The organism is Rahnella variigena (genome assembly GCF_003610915.1).
In the GTDB taxonomy this organism is placed as follows: domain Bacteria; phylum Pseudomonadota; class Gammaproteobacteria; order Enterobacterales; family Enterobacteriaceae; genus Rahnella; species Rahnella variigena.
The window spans coordinates 2,710,596-2,728,773 of sequence record NZ_NSDJ01000001.1 but is presented as its reverse complement, the minus strand read 5'-3'; the positions used below and the strand labels follow the sequence as shown (position 1 = coordinate 2,728,773).

The 18,178-nt window shown below is 42.9% G+C and carries 16 protein-coding genes; 1 reads left to right on the top strand and 15 read right to left on the bottom strand.

Annotated features, from left to right (window positions below; genetic code table 11):
- Positions 1 to 2: 2 nt before the first annotated feature.
- The 11 genes from CKQ54_RS12775 to galU form a co-directional block, all read right to left on the bottom strand.
- On the bottom strand, positions 3 to 1,250 hold the full coding sequence (locus CKQ54_RS12775; RefSeq protein WP_120162702.1) for a flippase: 1,248 nt from the start codon (positions 1,248 to 1,250) through the stop codon (positions 3 to 5).
- 16 nt (positions 1,251 to 1,266) lie between these two features.
- Complete coding sequence (locus tag CKQ54_RS12770; RefSeq protein ID WP_120162701.1) at positions 1,267 to 2,025, bottom strand: glycosyltransferase family 2 protein; 759 nt, start codon at positions 2,023 to 2,025, stop codon at positions 1,267 to 1,269.
- Positions 2,022 to 3,023, bottom strand: a complete 1,002-nt coding sequence (locus CKQ54_RS12765; RefSeq protein WP_120349678.1) for a glycosyltransferase — start codon at positions 3,021 to 3,023, stop codon at positions 2,022 to 2,024. The genes CKQ54_RS12770 and CKQ54_RS12765 overlap by 4 nt, the downstream gene beginning before the upstream one ends.
- 5 nt (positions 3,024 to 3,028) lie before the next feature.
- A complete protein-coding gene (locus CKQ54_RS12760; protein WP_120162755.1) occupies positions 3,029 to 3,865 on the bottom strand; it encodes a glycosyltransferase in 837 nt (278 codons plus the stop codon).
- A 5-nt stretch (positions 3,866 to 3,870) separates the two neighbouring features.
- Positions 3,871 to 5,121 carry a hypothetical protein gene (locus CKQ54_RS12755; RefSeq protein ID WP_120162699.1) on the bottom strand — a complete coding sequence of 417 codons (1,251 nt, stop codon included), beginning with the start codon at positions 5,119 to 5,121 and terminating at the stop codon, positions 3,871 to 3,873.
- A gap of 60 nt (positions 5,122 to 5,181) precedes the next feature.
- Complete coding sequence (gene rfbC / locus CKQ54_RS12750) at positions 5,182 to 5,721, bottom strand: dTDP-4-dehydrorhamnose 3,5-epimerase (protein ID WP_120162698.1); 540 nt, start codon at positions 5,719 to 5,721, stop codon at positions 5,182 to 5,184.
- Positions 5,722 to 5,724: 3 nt separating this feature from the next.
- Positions 5,725 to 6,603 (bottom strand): glucose-1-phosphate thymidylyltransferase RfbA, encoded by an 879-nt coding sequence (gene rfbA, locus CKQ54_RS12745; RefSeq protein WP_120162697.1) that lies wholly within the window; start codon positions 6,601 to 6,603, stop codon positions 5,725 to 5,727.
- A gap of 48 nt (positions 6,604 to 6,651) precedes the next feature.
- Positions 6,652 to 7,458: a dTDP-4-dehydrorhamnose reductase gene (gene rfbD, locus CKQ54_RS12740; RefSeq protein ID WP_120162696.1), complete on the bottom strand. Its 807-nt coding sequence runs from the start codon at positions 7,456 to 7,458 to the stop codon at positions 6,652 to 6,654.
- Positions 7,458 to 8,543 carry a dTDP-glucose 4,6-dehydratase gene (gene rfbB / locus CKQ54_RS12735; RefSeq protein WP_120162695.1) on the bottom strand — a complete coding sequence of 362 codons (1,086 nt, stop codon included), beginning with the start codon at positions 8,541 to 8,543 and terminating at the stop codon, positions 7,458 to 7,460. The genes rfbD and rfbB overlap by 1 nt, the downstream gene beginning before the upstream one ends.
- Positions 8,544 to 8,600: 57 nt before the next feature.
- Entirely contained in the window at positions 8,601 to 9,638 is a 1,038-nt protein-coding gene (gene wecA, locus CKQ54_RS12730) for a UDP-N-acetylglucosamine--undecaprenyl-phosphate N-acetylglucosaminephosphotransferase (RefSeq protein ID WP_120162694.1), read from the bottom strand.
- 1,022 nt (positions 9,639 to 10,660) lie between these two features.
- On the bottom strand, positions 10,661 to 11,548 hold the full coding sequence (gene galU, locus CKQ54_RS12725) for a UTP--glucose-1-phosphate uridylyltransferase GalU (protein ID WP_112290982.1): 888 nt from the start codon (positions 11,546 to 11,548) through the stop codon (positions 10,661 to 10,663).
- Between the two features lie 461 nt (positions 11,549 to 12,009).
- Between galU and CKQ54_RS12720 the strand changes: the two genes are divergently transcribed.
- Positions 12,010 to 13,599, top strand: coding sequence for a TerC family protein (locus CKQ54_RS12720; protein ID WP_120162693.1), 1,590 nt, complete (start codon positions 12,010 to 12,012; stop codon positions 13,597 to 13,599).
- A 90-nt stretch (positions 13,600 to 13,689) separates the two neighbouring features.
- Here CKQ54_RS12720 and asmA read toward each other — a convergent pair whose 3' ends face one another.
- The 4 genes from asmA to apbC form a co-directional block, all read right to left on the bottom strand.
- Positions 13,690 to 15,543, bottom strand: coding sequence for an outer membrane assembly protein AsmA (gene asmA / locus CKQ54_RS12715; RefSeq protein ID WP_120162692.1), 1,854 nt, complete (start codon positions 15,541 to 15,543; stop codon positions 13,690 to 13,692).
- Between the two features lie 42 nt (positions 15,544 to 15,585).
- Positions 15,586 to 16,167 carry a dCTP deaminase gene (gene dcd, locus CKQ54_RS12710; protein WP_112290978.1) on the bottom strand — a complete coding sequence of 194 codons (582 nt, stop codon included), beginning with the start codon at positions 16,165 to 16,167 and terminating at the stop codon, positions 15,586 to 15,588.
- A 36-nt stretch (positions 16,168 to 16,203) separates the two neighbouring features.
- Positions 16,204 to 16,845: a uridine kinase gene (gene udk / locus CKQ54_RS12705; protein ID WP_013575064.1), complete on the bottom strand. Its 642-nt coding sequence runs from the start codon at positions 16,843 to 16,845 to the stop codon at positions 16,204 to 16,206.
- A gap of 146 nt (positions 16,846 to 16,991) precedes the next feature.
- Entirely contained in the window at positions 16,992 to 18,104 is a 1,113-nt protein-coding gene (gene apbC, locus CKQ54_RS12700) for an iron-sulfur cluster carrier protein ApbC (RefSeq protein WP_120162691.1), read from the bottom strand.
- Positions 18,105 to 18,178: the final 74 nt, after the last annotated feature.

Genomic DNA, 18,178 nt, shown 5'->3' with positions numbered 1-18,178 from the left:
ATTTATGACAAAGTTTTAATGGTTTTTTTGGATTTAGATATAAAATAGAAAAATAGCGTAACGACCATGACTTCTATTAAAATTGAAGCAACTGATACACCCCATATTGAGAAAGCCGCAGAACTTATAAAGAGCACTGGAAATCCTACAATTCCAGAAATAATGTAGGTTATGCTAAATTGTCGGGACATGCCTTTGGGAAGCATGATTTGTATCCCTAATAAGTTAGCTATCGCCACAATGGGTGGGATCCATACCAATATTTTAAGCAAGTTGGAAACGTCATGCATATTCTGTCCATAAAATATTGTGATGATTTTATCAGAAAAAATCATCACACCTAGACTAAGGATAAATAAGGGAATTACAAAATATTGAAACGTCTTTTTTATTAGTGCCAATGCGGCATTTTCCTCTGATTGCATAAGTTTGCTTAATCGCGGGTATAATGCCTGAGAAACAGGGTTAATTAAAGATTGTAGAGCAAGCCTTATTTTATCGGCTGCAGAAAAAATACCAACACTGGCAACCCCAGAAGTCATTCCCAAAATTATTGGAATACTTGTCGTATATAAACTGACAAATGATGTTGATATGAAAATGTCCCAACTGTCTTTTAATTCGTGCAAAACGTCAAACTTATCAATTTTTTTAAAATCTGCCAGGCCTTTAATCTGACTATGGCACATTGCTATAACAGCAGCGATTACAGGTATCAAACCTTGAATTAAAATTGCCAGATATAAATCTTCAGATGACTTTACAAATAAAAAAACGAGTATGATGCCTGCAATTCTAGAAACAAAGTTACAAACAGCTATCCATACCATTTTTTCGTATGCCTGATATAACCAGATAGGAAAAAAAACACTTCCCCAAACACTTAAATATGCAACATTTAAATACCCAGTGTAGTCCTGGTATTTTGGAATACATAAGAGCGCTAGGTTCAACAGAACAATACCAATTAGAGCTAAAAAGGTTTTAGCTGCTAATACCGAGCTAAATGTTTTTGACACATAATTAAAACTATCTAAATTGACTGCAATTTTTCTTGTAGCAGAAAGATTGAAACCGTATTCAGTTAAGATTATAAAATATTGTGACACAGTTAAAATAAGAATATACACGCCAAATACTTCAACCCCTAACACTCTAACTAAATATGGAATAATTAAAAGTGGCAATATATAATTTACAGCCTGAATACTAAACAATGAGAATATATTCTTAATCAGCAATCGATCCAATTCTTTACCCTCACTTTTAAAGTTTATAATTATTTTTTAGCGTGAGATAACGAATCATACTTCTAACATGCCAAAAAAAACTCTTCGAAAATAATTTACGGTTGGAATGCGCTGCTAAATGGACAGCTTTGATATCTGGGTAATACACTACACTATGTTTACACAAAACTTTTGCGCGTAAACATATATCAATATCCTCGCAGTACATGAAGTAATTGCTATCAAAACCATTGATTTCATCATACAATTTTGCGTTGAACATCAAAAAAGAACCTGAAGCCCAGTCCACAGCTGTTGCTCTAATGATTTTAGACTTATCCAGAATGCTTGGATTATTTCCAGTTAAGTATGATTTAACAAAATCAGTGAGGGTCGGGAAATTTCTAACCGCATTATCATATTCATTGCATTCAGCATTTTTGTATAAATTGACCGTAGAAAGATGGGTTTTATCTAGTTTCATCTTTTCTACAAGATTATAAATAGATTCAGGATCAACTATGACGTCAGGATTCAGTACTAAGAACCAGTCATCTTCTGAAGGTGAATTATTAAAAGCAGTTTGGAAAATAATATTATTGTTCTCACCAAACCCTAATTTTTTATCATTTGCAATATAGTATATATCGTGGGTATCACACCACTCTTTGAATCCATCCTCTTTTACATTATCTATCAAATAAACTTTAAAGGTTTTGGATAGTTGTTGGAGACTTTTTAACTTTTTTATAAGATCAAAATGATTATGTGACACAACGGATATTACTATACTCACTTGCTAATCCCTTTATTTATTGCTCTTTCTGCATAATTGAGCCATTTGGAATATTGTTCATGCAACAATCGCATACGTTCAGTAGTATTGATAGAGTTATTAGCATAGCCAGATAGTAGCATAGTAACCACATCGACAATCGATTCATTACTATTAGCGTCGTTCACTATTACTATACTTTCTGACATTACTGCTTTTAATGTTACTGCCGATGGTATTGGTGTTGATACAATTTCACAACCAGCGACAAATGCTTCCAAATTAGGGAGCCCTAACCCTTCCCATTTAGAAAGACATATAAATACTTTTGTTCTATTCAGTAATTTTAAGAATTGCTCTCTATTACAATTATTGATGGTATTATTATTTGTAATCTGTTGTCGAGAGGCATTGATGACTTTCACGTTCCAACCTTTTCTCTCAATCAGATTCATCACTTCTAATGTTTTTTGAGGATCTTTATATTGTCCATCTCTGATAATACCTAAAACGTCGATGGTTTTAGATGTGTCATGATTGCTATCCATCGTAAAGGGAACAAATGACAACCCTTCAATGTCGGTATTATGCTCAGGAATGATTCTTGAACAAAGAATTTGATTCGTAAATATTAGGTTTTTCGATAGCAGGTAATTCTTCCAAAAAAGCTTACCTATAAATTTAATTCTTGCCGGATAGAAATCAACTTCTACGTCCTGGACAAGGGAAAATTTACTTTTTTTTATAAAATTGAAGACTGATGTCAGATGATGGGTTGCAATGTAATTTTTATAGAACAAAGCCCGAAATGAAGTAATTAAATAATCGTATATATTTGCAAATGAATTTATTTTACCCCGGCGCGGTTTTCTCAAAATAACGCTACTGGGTTTTACACTCCGAAAACCAGATATGCAATACACCAGATACCCCTGAGACTCGAGATATTTTGCCAATTCAAGAGAAACAAGATTGCCTCCTGATAGAGCAAATCTTGGAATCGCGATATAAATAGTCACTTAAGTTAACCTTTCAAATATTTTAAATCGCGAAATCTCAGACACATATAGAAACGGTGTAGACCGAAATATAATGCAACGAAACTTTTTTCAAAAATAGAACTTGAATAAACAATTTTTTTAGAGTTAATCATCTCGTTATATCTTGTTCTTAAGCTTTCTGAGTTCGAGTTCAGGGTTGATAGGCTTAAATCATGTTCAAATGAATAGTCCATGACAAAAACAGTTGCATCATTATTTCTCACAAACTTCATAATATCGTCATCAGTACAGTAATTCCTGAGTTTATTATTATACCGGAAGTTGTTTTTCTTTATAAAATTCAACGAGATTATCATTCCACTGTTTATTGCTGAAATATGTTTGTTCGACACCAGCCCTTTTGGCGGGGTATCATAATAAAAACCTTTGAGGTATAAAATTTTGGTGGGGCTTACTATTTTGTTCTTGAACGTTACTACAGGCAATATTATGTCGGGAAGCGTTTGTTTAATTGATTCTTCGAAAACATCGAAATAATCACCATTAAAACTGGAGTCTTGATCGAATATCATTAGATAGTCTTCATCAGTACTTTGTTCAATAATGGTATTATAAATTTTTGATAACGCGATATTATCGGGAGTTTCAATATAAACAGACTCCAAACCGAGATTCTCTAAAGTCAGTTGCGCGTTTCCAATATAATTCTTATTATAATCTTTGTTGCTATTATCCCAAAATACGACACGGTAATCCTTTACTCTCGCATCTTTTCTTTCAAAGGAAGATACTAATGCTTTGAAAGTTTCACATTTTGTTATTATTTCGTTATACAAAACGACAAGGACTATATTTTTCATTTGATTCACTTGTTTTTACTTTGAGGACAGTTGTACACCAACCAAATAAAGAAGGATGTCATTATCTTTTCAGAGAAAAAAATTGGCCCCTTCAAAATAAAACTAAAAATTAACATTGTGAATAATATATATAGATACGACTTGGAAAAATTACTGTTAGTATCAATCAATGACAGATAAGCTTTTACAAAATGAATTGTATAGCTAATTATATATATCAATCCCGCAGTACCAAAAGCAATAAAACTTAGCAATATTCCCGAATCAGTTTTATACATAAACTGATAGGGTTCACTGAGACTAGGTTGCGCCCAAAACCCGAAACCAGTAAGAGGGGGTACGTTCCAAGGTATAAATAAATAGCTATCAATAAGTTCATTTGTTGATGCTGTTTGGAAAGACCCTGTATCAATGAAATTATAGATAGGTTCAAAAACAAAATGGGTAAATACACCAAATTGTTCCGTCCCCATAATAGCCACCGCAAAAATCACCCCAAGAATAGTTAGAGTTATTACATTTAAGAAGTAAAAGAGCTTGCGCTGATAGCAAATAAATGCAAATGATAAAATGGTGAACACTAATATAAACCCGCTCCTTCCCGCTATTAATGAAAGGATCACAATTACAGTTGCAAGTATTAAAAATTTATAATTGATTCTGATTTTCCGTGATTCGCACCATGGAAGAAAAAGAAACAATAAAAGTCCATACGCGATGGATGTATCGTAAATCGAAAGCCCGGCCAACCCTGTTGCTCTAAAATGCCCCATATCAGCAAGCATTTTCCATTCATCTGTTAGTTCTATTATAGAATCAAAGAAACTGCGGAAAGACGGTAACCCCATCTGCAATATAGTTACTAACAACTGAACAACTAATGCAAAAAACACAGCGTTTCTTATTGTATTGCAATAATCATTATTTCTATTAGAAATATCAATTGCTAGATTTCTAATTATGAGACAGCAACCAAAAGGAATTAATATGGCTTTTACTACATAACGCATCAAAACAAATATATAATCATTATTTTGACTAAAGAAATAACCTACTAGCACTAACAGTAGGAATACAGCCCACCACCTTATTTCATTAATAATTAATTTTGGTATTTTACGACCAAGCAAAGCTTGCAAAAAACCCATTAATGCAAAAAAAAGCGGAGGGTAAATTTTTACCCCCGCCAAAATATAACTTCCGGAGAATAGGCTGAACGTTACAACTATATTTAATAAGAATTTTTTAGCCAACATAATTATTATTTTCTTGTTCAATTACAGACTAAGCAACAAACGTCCTGATGCCCCGGAATTTCATATTAAACTTCCCAAATATTTCAAAGAAATATCTTTTCCAGATATTACTAATTTTTCTAATTTAGGCCATTGAATAGCAATTGTTGGGTCATTCCAAATAATTCCACCCTCAGCACCTGGATTATAATAATTTGTAGTTTTGTATAAAAACTCAGCGTTTTCACTCAGAGTCATAAAACCGTGTGCAAAACCTTCAGGGATCCAAAGCTGGCGCTTATTTTCTGCTGACAAATTAACACCAACCCATTTACCAAAAGTTGGTGAACCTTTTCGGATATCTACAGCGACATCGAATACTTCGCCTACAGCGCAGCGAACTAACTTTGCTTGTGCAAAAGGCGGTAACTGGAAATGTAATCCCCTAAGAACTCCTTGCGTCGAGCGGGAATGGTTATCTTGAATAAAATTCACTTCGTACCCAACGGCCTCATCGAAAGCTTTCTTATTAAAGCTTTCATAAAAAAAACCTCGCTCGTCGCCAAATACTTTTGGTTCGAAAATCAATACACCTGGAATTTCAGTTTCAATAACATTCATACATCAATGACCTTTAATCATTTTAAGCAAATATTGGCCGTAATTATTTTTCACTAACGGGGCTGCTAATTTTCTGATCTGTTCTGCGTCGATAAAACCTTTCCGGAACGCAATTTCTTCCGGGCACGCTACTTTCAATCCCTGACGAAGTTCAATAGTTTGAATGAAATTACTGGCCTCAATCAAACTCTGATGTGTACCTGTATCCAGCCATGCATAACCACGTCCCATCATGGCAACAGACAGACGGCCTTCCTCAAGATAAATTCTATTGATATCGGTGATTTCATATTCACCGCGCTCAGAAGGTTTTAATCCTTTAGCCATTTTTACGACGCTATTGTCATAGAAGTACAAACCTGTAACGGCATAATTGCTTTTTGGTTCTAAAGGTTTTTCTTCCAAGGAAATAGCTTTGCCTTCTTTATCAAACTCTACAACACCGTAGCGCTCTGGATCATGTACATGATAGGCAAAAACCGTTGCACCAGATTCTTTGGCAACAGCCGCTTCTAATTGTTTCTGCAAATCATGACCGTAGAAAATGTTATCTCCTAATACGAGAGCACAATCATCGTCACCAATAAACTCTTCGCCAATAACAAAAGCCTGAGCCAGACCATCCGGGGTTTCTTGAACTTTATATTGCAGGTTCAACCCCCACTGGCTACCGTCTCCCAGCAATTGTTCAAAACGAGGTGTATCCTGCGGGGTACTGATAATCAATATATCCCGAATACCAGCCAGCATGAGTGTGCTGATCGGGTAATAAATCATAGGCTTGTCATAAATAGGTAAGAGTTGTTTACTCACTGCCATTGTTACAGGATATAAACGTGTACCAGATCCGCCTGCGAGAATAATTCCTTTACGAGTAGTCATATTAAGCTCTCAATTTTTTAATCTGCCCCTTGAGGCAGTACAATCATTTTATAGGCCTGAAGGTGTGAATAACTCTGCAAGCATGCGTTTAACGCCGATATCCCAGGATGGCAAGGTTAAATTAAAGGTGTCCTGGAATTTACGGTTATCGAGCCTGGAGTTATTTGGGCGACGTGCGGGTGTTGGATACGCGCTTGTGGCAACAGGTAGCGTTTTCTTTATGGCCAGTTTAAAGTCGTTACTCTTAGCTTCAGCGAAAACCAAATTGGCGTAGTCAAACCAGGTTGTTGAACCTGAAGCTACCAGATGGTAAAGACCGGCGACTTCGGGCTTGCTAAGTGCTGTTCTGATTGCATGAGCAGTACAATCGGCAAGCAGTTCTGCACCTGTAGGTGCGCCAAACTGATCATTGATGATTGACAGTTCTTCTCTGTCTTTAGCAAGTCGAAGCATAGTCTTAGCAAAGTTGTTGCCTTTACCGGCATACACCCAACTTGTGCGAAAAATCAGATGTTTCGGGCAATATTTCTGCACGGCCACTTCTCCGGCAAGTTTCGTCTCACCGTACGTATTTAACGGCCCGGTTGCATCATCCTCAGACCATGGGGTTACGCCATCACCAGGAAAAACGTAATCTGTGGAATAATGGACTAACCAAGCGCCGATGGCAGCAGCGTTGACAATCACATCAGGTTTAATACGGCGGACTGTTTCTGCAACGCCTTCAGGATTACTGAAATCTCCGCAATATTCTTGCGTATGTACGTCAAGCGCAATAACCTTTCCCAACGGTGCGAGTGCTCGCTGTAATTCCCAGCCTACCTGACCCGTTTTACCGAACAGAAGAATATTCATTATTTGCGCTCTCCATAATTCTGCTCAACCCAGGTCTTGTAGGCTCCGCTTTTTACGTTGTTCACCCACAACTGATTATCTAAGTACCACTGAACAGTTTTGCGGATACCGCTTTCAAAGGTTTCGACCGGTTTCCAGCCAAGTGCATGATTAATTTTCTCTGCATCAATCGCATAACGACGGTCATGACCCGGGCGGTCAGTCACATACGTGATCTGTTCGCGATAGGATTTTTCTTTAGGAACCAGTTCATCCAGCAGATCACAAATAGTCAGAACCACATCGAAGTTTTTCTTCTCATTATGTCCTCCGATATTATATGTCTCGCCAACTTCGCCGTTAGTCACCACGGTATAAAGCGCGCGAGCATGATCCTCTACATATAACCAGTCGCGAATCTGATCGCCCTTACCGTAAATCGGCAAACTCTTTCCTTCTAAAGCATTTAAGATCACTAAAGGAATGAGTTTCTCCGGGAAATGATACGGCCCGTAATTGTTAGAACAGTTGGTGACAATGCAAGGGAGGCCGTACGTGCGCTGCCAGGCGCGAACCAGATGGTCGCTTGATGCCTTCGATGCGGAATAAGGGCTACTTGGTGCGTAAGGCGTTTTTTCAGTAAACAGAGGAAGTTTTTCCTCAGCATTCCACTCATCCGGATGAGGCAAGTCTCCATAAACTTCATCGGTGGAGATATGATGAAAACGAAATGCCTCTTTTTTATTGCCCGTCAGCTGTGACCAATAAGCACGCGTCGCTTCAAGTAAGGTATAAGTCCCTACAATATTGGTTTCAATAAATTCAGCCGGCCCCGTAATTGAACGGTCAACATGACTTTCGGCAGCCAGATGCATAACGGCATCAGGTTGGTGCAATGCAAAAATCTGATCAATTGCCTCTTTATTGCAGATATCAGCCTGGACGAAAGCATAACGATCATTTTGAGCGATCATGGAAACAGACTCAAGATTACCTGCGTAGGTCAGTTTATCCACGTTAATCACGCTATCTTGAGTATTATTTATAATATGTCGAACTACCGCAGACCCAATGAATCCGGCACCGCCTGTCACTAATATCTTCATTTAACTGTCTCTCTTTATACATATCAAATCTGAATTTTTGACTTTGAAATTCCGCTATTAGCTATTATTTTCTTTCAGCGTTCCTGCCTTAGCCAGCTTATTTATAAACAACACAAAAGCGCCAAAACAAGCAATAAACAAAATGAGAACACCAAGCTGGTTATAATTCATCATATCAGCGAAGATGCCTACTGCAGAGAATGATATTGCTATGGCCAACACAACACCCAACGCAGTTGAATGAGTAAAACCATATTTCAATAATATGTGGTGTAAATGCTCACGATCGGGCTTGAAGGGACTGTCACCTCGTCTGACCCTTGAAATCATAACGCGAATCATATCCATCAATGGCACGGCAATAATCCATAATGCTGTTACCGGATGTAATATCGCTGATGCACCTTGTGTTGCCAGAATAATTAACCAGATTACCGTAAACCCAATTAAGGTACTGCCAGCATCCCCCATGAACACCTTGAATTTGCGCCCCCATGGAATTCCAAGGTTAAGAAGAATATAAGGAACACAGGCGATCGTTAAGCAATAACACCATTGAGCCAGTTCGTTTTTGTCGTGTAAACTGAATGCTATTCCTAAAGACGCAAAACTGACGCAAGATAAAGCGCCTAATAAGCCATCAATTCCGTCGACCATATTGAAAGCATTAATCGCACACATTACTGCAAAAATTGTGATTACATATCCCAGCACACCTAAACCAATCGGATACCCCAGAAATATATCACCTAATGATGCAAGGTGCAGTCCGCTGAACATCATGACTATAGCTACAAATGCCTGGAGAACTATACGAGGAGTTACTGGCAGATCATATCTGTCATCTAACACACCGACAAAAAGCAGCAGACTTACTGATGTAATGTAATAATAGAAGTCAGGAAACCATAAAGGTTGTAAAAAATATATTACCCAAATAGAAATATAGATAGATACACCACCCACCAATGGGATATGGCCATTATGGTGTTTCCTTGCATTTGGTTTATCAACCAAACCCACCCGTCGCGCAACTTTACGTGCAATAAATAACGAAGCTAAAGCACTGAAAAATATTATAATATATTCTTGCATGACCGCACCATGTTCTATAAATTGATATAAAGACTGCTAATTCATTTCGCAAGTGTCATGTTAATTTTCCTACAATTAACCTGCACACTTTTCAACGGTCGTACTTCATTTCCTTTGAGAAGTGTTTCATTTTAATTTTATATATCCCTGACTGTTATTGTTGGCCGTTTTAAAAATAACTTTTAAGAGCAATTCAAGTGAGCAAATATTGAGTGAAAGCTGAGTCTACTGAATGTCATATGTGATATCCGTCACAACTTCTAGCCTCTCTCATCCACATCTGAACCTCTCAGTGACAAACAACCACGCTACCGCCCCTGGCTCAAAAGCTACCAATACACTTACCTCATTACCGACCAGTGAAGGCTTCCTCAACTTATGCCATTCTCCGGGTTTCAGTACTTCTGCCCGTTCTAACTGGCATAATTCTTACCCTATTCTGGGTTTGCCACAAGATTGCATAATCCGAAAAACTCTAAAAATACTCTGATACTGGCGAGCAGGCTAAAAAACAACCAATCCTGTTTGTAAATCGGTTATACCAACTCGACATTTTGATTAGAGCCCTGACTCAACGACACACCTCAGTGAGTCAATTCTCCAATCATAAGGGCGCTTTCTTAATCGGAAAATTGATTAAAGTTAACCCTGTTAAATCTATCAATATTAATTTGTAAAACAGTGTTCAAACTTGAGTTATATAGCCTAGCGCAATGTGTATGACAACGCAGCATTAATCCTAAAATTTTATAGGTAAAATTCTGATCAATCCCCTTGAATGATTAGATAACAACCAGTATTTAATAATCATTTAAAGTGCAATGATCATTATTACTGTGCCTGGCAGTTAACCCTTCTCTTTTCATTGTAGAATTTTCGGGACAAGACGTTGATGGCTTCATTTGGCAATCTAACCATACTGGGCATGTGTTTCCAGATAACTGCTGAATATGTAAGCATCTATTTTAACTCAATAAAAAAGCACCATCGCTGGTGCTTTTTTTGTTGAACTGGTTGCAGGATTACTCTTCAGCAAACTCTTTCAGCCAGGCTTTAAACGCTTCACCCTGTGAGTTATGGCGAATACCATACTCTACGAAAGCTTTCATATAACCAAGTTTATCGCCACAGTCGTGTGAACGGCCGGTCATGGAGAAGGCTTCTACGGTTTGCTTTTTCATCAGCATCGCGATGGCATCGGTCAGCTGGATTTCGTTACCGGCACCGTATGGCGTCACTGCCAGCAGTGGCCAGATGGCTTCGGAAAGAACATAACGGCCGACAACCGCGAGGTTTGATGGCGCATCTTTAAGCTCTGGTTTCTCAACGATAGCCGTCATTGGCGCGCTTTCGCCCGGCTCAACCTCTACACCGTTACAGTTAACGATGCCGTATTTAGAAACGTCTTTCTCCGGCACTTCTTCAACCATGACCTGGCTGTTGCCAGTTTCCTGGAAGCGGCGAAGCATCGCAGCAAGGTTGTCTTTACGCAGATCGCTGGTGGAATCGTCCATCAGAACGTCAGGCAGAATAACCGCGAATGGCGAATTGCCAATCAGAGGTTTTGCACACAGAACAGCGTGGCCGAGACCTTTTGACTGACCCTGACGCACGTTCATGATTGTCACGCCCTTCGGGCAGATAGACTGCACTTCTTCCAGCAACTGGCGCTTAACGCGAGATTCCAGCATGCTTTCCAGTTCGAATGACGTGTCGAAGTGGTTTTCGATCGCGTTTTTAGAAGAATGCGTGACCAGAATGATCTCTTTAATGCCCGCTGCAGCACATTCATTAACGATGTACTGGATTAAAGGCTTATCGACGATAGGCAGCATTTCTTTTGGAATGGCCTTCGTCGCTGGCAACATACGTGTGCCCAGACCGGCAACAGGGATAACAGCTTTTAACATTGTAAAGGATACTCCTTGAAACCTATTAGTGTGTAAATCCAGTCAGTTAGAATTCAAACATGTCAGGGAATTCACCGGACTGAAATTGTAAATACAAATTTTTTTCCGCAACGCCATTTCTTCCCTGAGTATAGTCCCTGCCATTTACTTTAGGGAGGCAATACTGCTGACTTTAGGACGCCAGCACGATTCTCTGTATTTGATTACGATACCAGTAAGCCGCACGAAACGGTAAGGTAAAGACCTAATTTTAGGAATGTTAAACCTATTCGGTGATTTTATAATCATAAATTGCTGCTTTCGAAAACATCAGCGTCTGTCCATTGAGCGTTGCCCCGGACCTCCCCTGCTCTGTTGAACGGTTTTGCCTAGCCCACTGTTTTAGATTTGAAATTTCATGCCCTGACGCCCATTATTCTACGTGCGGCAAACGCCGCGTAACTAAAGGTGAAAAACGCTATATGGAATGGATCGCCGATCCGTCGATTTGGGCCGGGCTGGCTACCCTGGTTATTCTTGAAATTGTTCTGGGGATAGACAATCTCATCTTTATTGCCATTCTGGCGGAGAAACTTCCGCGCAGCCAGCGTGATAAAGCCCGCGTCACAGGGCTGATGCTGGCGCTCGTCATGCGTTTGCTGCTCCTTGCTTCAATCTCATGGTTATCGACACTCACCCGCCCGCTCATTACGGTGCTGGGTCACCCGTTCAGTGCGCGTGACATGATTATGCTCGTCGGCGGCATATTCCTGTTGTTCAAGGCAACGATGGAATTGAATGAACGCCTCGAGGGTAAGGATGAGGAGCAAAGCCAGCAGCAACGCGGGGCTAAATTCTGGCCTGTTGTCGCTCAAATTGTGGTGCTGGATGCGGTATTTTCCCTCGACTCGGTGATTACCGCTGTCGGTATGGTTGACCATCTGGCCGTCATGATGGCTGCTGTATGTATAGCAATCGGGCTGATGCTGCTGGCGAGTAAGCCACTGACCCGTTTCGTCAATGCGCACCCGACTATTGTTATCTTGTGTCTGAGTTTCCTGCTGATGATTGGGTTTAGCCTGGTAGCTGAAGGCTTTGGCTATGCGATCCCGAAAGGCTATCTGTATGCGGCAATCGGTTTCTCGGTCATTATCGAAGGCCTGAATCAGCTGGCGCAGTTTAACCGCAAACGCTTTTTGTCATCACGTCGCTCTCTGCGTGAGCGTACTGCTGAAACCGTTTTACGCGTACTTCGTGGCAAACATGAAGAAGCCGAACTTGATACGCATTCCTCAAATATGATTGCTGACAGTGCAGGCGAAGAGGATGCCATCTTCAATCAGCAGGAACGCCATATGATTGAGCGCGTTCTGGGCCTCGGGCAGCGTACCGTCAGCAGCGTGATGACTTCCCGGCACGACGTCGATAATCTTGAACTCAATGACCCGGTTGATTTGCTTAAGCAGCAAATAGCGGAAAACCAGCACACGCGAATTCTGGTGACCGAAGACAGCTCTACCGATGAACCGCTGGGCGTGGTGCATGTTGTTGACTTGCTGAAACAACAACTCCTGCAAAATGAGTTAGATCTTAAGGCACTTATCCGCCAGCCGCTGATTTTCCCTGAGCAGCTTTCCCTGCTGATGGCGCTTGAGCAGTTCCGCCTGGCCAAAACTCACTTTGCATTTGTCGTCGATGAGTTCGGTTCAGTTGAAGGCATTGTGACCCTGACTGACGTGATGGAAACAATCGCCGGTAATCTGCCTGAATCTGATGAAACGCCGGATGCGCGCCACGATATTTCGCAACAGGAAGACGGCACATGGATTGCCAACGGCTATATGCCGCTGGAAGATCTGGTGATGTACATCGCCCTGCCGGTTGATGAAAAACGCGAATATCACACGCTGGCAGGATTACTGATGGAGCATACTCAGAGCATCCCTCAGGTCGGCGCGCAAATCCACATCGATAACTATCTGTTTGAACCGCTTGAGGTCAGCAGTCACCGTATTCTGAAAGTGAGAATTACGCCGCTCAAAACCGACATGGATGATGATTACGAAGTGTGACCTGCCGTAGAGCTCGGCATTAAAAACAAAAAAGGGACGCTGATGAGGCGTCCCTTTTTACTGAGTCGTACAAATTGAGGTACAGAAAGATTATTTATTTAATAACTTCTGCACATCGTCTTTTTCATTGCTGTCTTTGCGTTTATCCACCCAGTTCTGAATGGCGCTACGGGCACTCTGTTCCACCGTCCGGCGCAGTATCTGATCGACCTGAAGCTGATAACCCAGTTGCGCCCACGGCCCGTACACTCGCAACGGGATATCCGTGGTTTTAAGGGTGTTAATCAGATTGCCGTCGCCTTTCCAGCCACCGGTAACGCGGATCAACAGATTCATGTCTACCTTTTCGCCGGCGAGATCAACAGATCCATCACCTTTTGCATAAACCATGGGTGACTGGCCTTCCAGATCATTCAGTGTCAGTGTGCCGTTTTTCAGCTGACCCTGCGCTTTCAGTGTATCAATCTGGCTGTAATGCTCATACTTATCAAGCCCCTGAACGCTGCTGGTATTACGGCTGATTGCCTGCTGGATAAGCTGCTGAATATTAAGTCCGTTCAGGTGCGCATTGGTCATAGCAAGTTCAGCATTGCCCTGCCAGTTACGCGCAAAATCTTCTGCCGAGAGCCCTTTTCCGTTCACGTCCCCTTTCATAGAGAAGCTGCCGGTCAGCGCTTTCGGCAATCCGTAAGCAGTCAGCAGATCAGCCAGCTCAATATTATTCACATCCGGCGTCATGTGAACCTTAATACTTTTGCCGGTTACATCCATATCACCCGGCAGGGAAAAGCTTCCCGATCCGAGATTGCCACTGAACGTCGGCAGCGCAACGTTACCCAGCCGGTTATTGGCATTCAGTGCCAGATTTTGAATCTTCATCCCGCGATAGGTTAAATCCGCTACTTTCAGTGCCAGATTCGCATTGAAATTCCGCAAAATGCTCAGGCCGTTCGGCTGCTCATCGACATCACGCGCAATGACCGGCGCGGAGGTGATTGACTGGGTGCTCTGAGCCGCCTGCTCAGCAGTTTTAGGCTGCCAGCCGGAAAGCGCATCCAGATCGAGTTTGTCAGCGTTTAAATTGAGCTGATAGTTGCCGATATCGCCACCCATCGTGGCAGAAGCAGTCCCTGAAATCTGATTATCATTCGCCGTTAACGCCAGCTGGGTGAGTTCCAGTGAGTCACTATCGCGCTGATAACTGGCCTGCATCGAACCATTACCCTGAACACCTTTCACAGGGATGTCAGCGCCACTCAGCTGATAAGTGAATTTACTGATCTTAGCCGAAAAAGCCTGCGGATAATGCTGCATATCCACGTTTGCATTCATGGTGAATGCAAGGTCGCGCTGATTGCGGTTTATGCGGCTTGAAAGCTGAATGGTGGCCTGACGGTTGTCGTTTTTATCAATTTCCATGTTGATATCACGAACATTTATCTGATCATCATCGCCGCGCTGCCAGATAAGCAGACTGTCTGCAATGGTGATTTTGTCGATATCAAACTTCCAGCCAGCTTCAAGTTCAGAAGCTCCGGGAGCGACAGGCGTTGGCATTGAAGGCGCAACAGGTGCATCGGGCTGATTCTCTTCAGTTTCAGGCGTCAGACGTATTACTGCGTTTTTCAGCAGTACCTGTTTCACCGCCAGCTGATGAGAAATAAGAGGCCAGAGTTTAACGTCCAGCCGCATGTTTTCAGCACTGACAACCGGTTCCTTAGCCCCCGGTGCGGTAAGCGACGTCTGACCGGCAATAATGCTCAACTGTGGCCAGACGTGCCAGCGCAGCGATCCGTTGATGGCCAGCTGATATCCGCTTTTCACCTCAACCCGTTCCACCATGTACTGGCGGAAATCATTGGGATTGATCAGAAATACCAGCGAAGTCATGCCGGCAATGATAACCACCAGTAAAATCACCAGTGTTGTCAGTAGTCTTCTCATGCCTTCCTCACGTTTTTATCCGTATGCGGATAAAAAACTGAATCAGTCTTCATCAATACGACTGGCAATTGCGCTTTGCTGGTCGCGGTATTTCGCATCCTGACGGCTGTTATAAGGACGTGCAGCAGAACCGGATAACGGTTCAAAGCTCAGCGCACCGATCAGCATTCCCGGGCGAAGCGCCAGCGGGAGCTTACCCGAATTATAGAACTCGAGAACAATCCGCCCTTTCCAGCCCGGATCAATACGATGTGCGGTTACGTGTACCATCAGCCCGAGACGCGCCAGTGAAGAGCGCCCGTCCAGCCAACCGACCAGATCGTCAGGAATGGTGACCGACTCATAAGTAACCGCCAGCGCCAGTTCGCCAGGATGCAGGAAGAATGCTTCGCCTTCCGGCAAAACAATTTCATCGCTCATCACTTTATCCAACGCGGCGCTGACTTCGTCTTTCGGGCCACTCAGGTCGATATAACCCGCGTTATGGCCGAGGAAAACGCGGAAGCCGTTACCCAGACGCACATCTACGGTCGCACCGTTAATTCGTTCAACCGGCGGACGGGGTGAAATGCCTAATTTGCCGCTGTCGAGCCAGGCTTCTATATCTCGGTCGCAAAGTCTCATCGTATCTCCGGTATGTTTTCTGCAGATGGTCGGCGATTAATTGAAGAACTGACTGATTTTCGCCTTGAGAATATCAATCGCAATCCGGTTTTTGCCGCCGCGCGGCACAATGATGTCTGCGTATTGTTTTGAGGGTTCGATAAATTGCAGGAACATCGGGCGTACGGTCTTCTGATATTGCGCCATCACAGAATCCATAGAGCGGCCACGTTCGTTGACGTCACGTTTCATGCGGCGCATCAGACAGATATCCAGCGGGGTATCAACGAAGATGGAGAAATTCATTTCGTCACGCAAACGCGCATCGGTCAGGAGAAGGATCCCTTCCAGAATGATCACTTTCTTCGGTTTTAGTGTCACCGTCTCAGGCAGACGAGTGTGCTCAATGAAGCTGTAGCTCGGCAATTCAATCGCCTGACCAGACTTCATGGCTTGTAAATGCTGGAACAGTAAATTGTGATCCATCGCACTTGGATGGTCGTAGTTGGTTTTGACCCGCTCTTCCATGGTCATGTGGCTTTGGTCTTTATAGTAGCAATCTTCCGGGATAACCCCGATGTGCTCATCACCAACCTGATCACGAAGTTCACGGTATAACGTACTGGCGATGAGGCTTTTTCCCGAAGCAGATGCGCCAGCGATACCCACGATGACACACTGATGGAATTTGTCAGACATAAAATTAAAGACCTGATTTGGAAGTTGGAAGGCAAGCACAGACGTGTGCTTTGAACGCGCCAATTATAAGTACAAGACACTGCCTGATGCCAGCGTTAAGGCTGTGTAATCGCTGACATCCGGCAATAATTCACTGAGTTGGGAGATTAAACCGCTCTGAAAGCAATTTCTGTCGGGATAGCGTCACCTCTCCAGAACAATTGCGACGCAATTTTTGCCGCCAGTTCGCGGTAAATTGCAGTGAATTCACTTTCAGGATTAGAGACGACTGTCGGCTCGCCACGATCTAAATCTTCGCGCAGTGAAATATGCAGCGGCAATTGCGCCAGTAATTCACAGCGATACTTCTCGGCCAGACGCTGCGCGCCACCGGTGCCGAAAATCGGTTCGTGATGTCCGCAGTTGCTGCATACGTGCATACTCATGTTCTCGACAATGCCCAGAACCGGCACATGCACTTTCTCAAACATGACGATGCCTTTCATGGCATCCAGCAGCGCGATGTCCTGCGGCGTCGTCACCACCACCGCACCTGTGACCGGAATATTCTGCGACAACGTCAGCTGAATATCACCAGTGCCCGGCGGCAGGTCGATCACCAGATAATCGAGGTCTGGCCACAGCGTATCGGAAAGCATCTGCATCAGCGCTTTACTGGCCATCGGGCCGCGCCACACCATAGCGTTTTCGTCGGTAACCAGATAACCAATGGAATTGGTCGCCAGTCCGTGCGCCATAATCGGCGACATGTGCACACCATCCGGTGACGTCGGACGCTCTTCTTCCGTACCCAGCATATTCGGGACTGACGGACCGTAAATATCGGCATCCAGAATACCGACTTTTCCGCCCTCAGCGGCCAGTGCCAGCGCCAGATTCACGGCAGTCGTCGATTTCCCAACCCCGCCCTTACCCGAGCTGACAGCCAGAATATTGCGCACACCTTTAATACCCGGCTGATCGTTAGCGCGTTTCATGGTGGCGATATCGTGACGCAGGTTCCACTGTATAGCCGTAGCGCCGGTGACCCGCAGCAATTCTCCGCTGGTTTCATCTTTCAGCACATCGAAACCGCTGTTCCAGGCAAACGGCAGCGTCAGGTCAATATGTAAAACACCGTCCATCAGCACGCAGTGATGCAATGCTTTTATCGCGGGTAAATCTTTTTGTAATGTGGAATGGCGAAAGGTGGCCAGTACGCCGGTCACTAGTGCGCGCAGCCCTGCGGGTGTGGTCTGCTGTGGGGATTGAGATGTCATCCCGGCTCCTTGAAAACTGGTTATCAGACTATTTATCTATGCATAAGCATAACAGAACACACGTAAGGAGATCC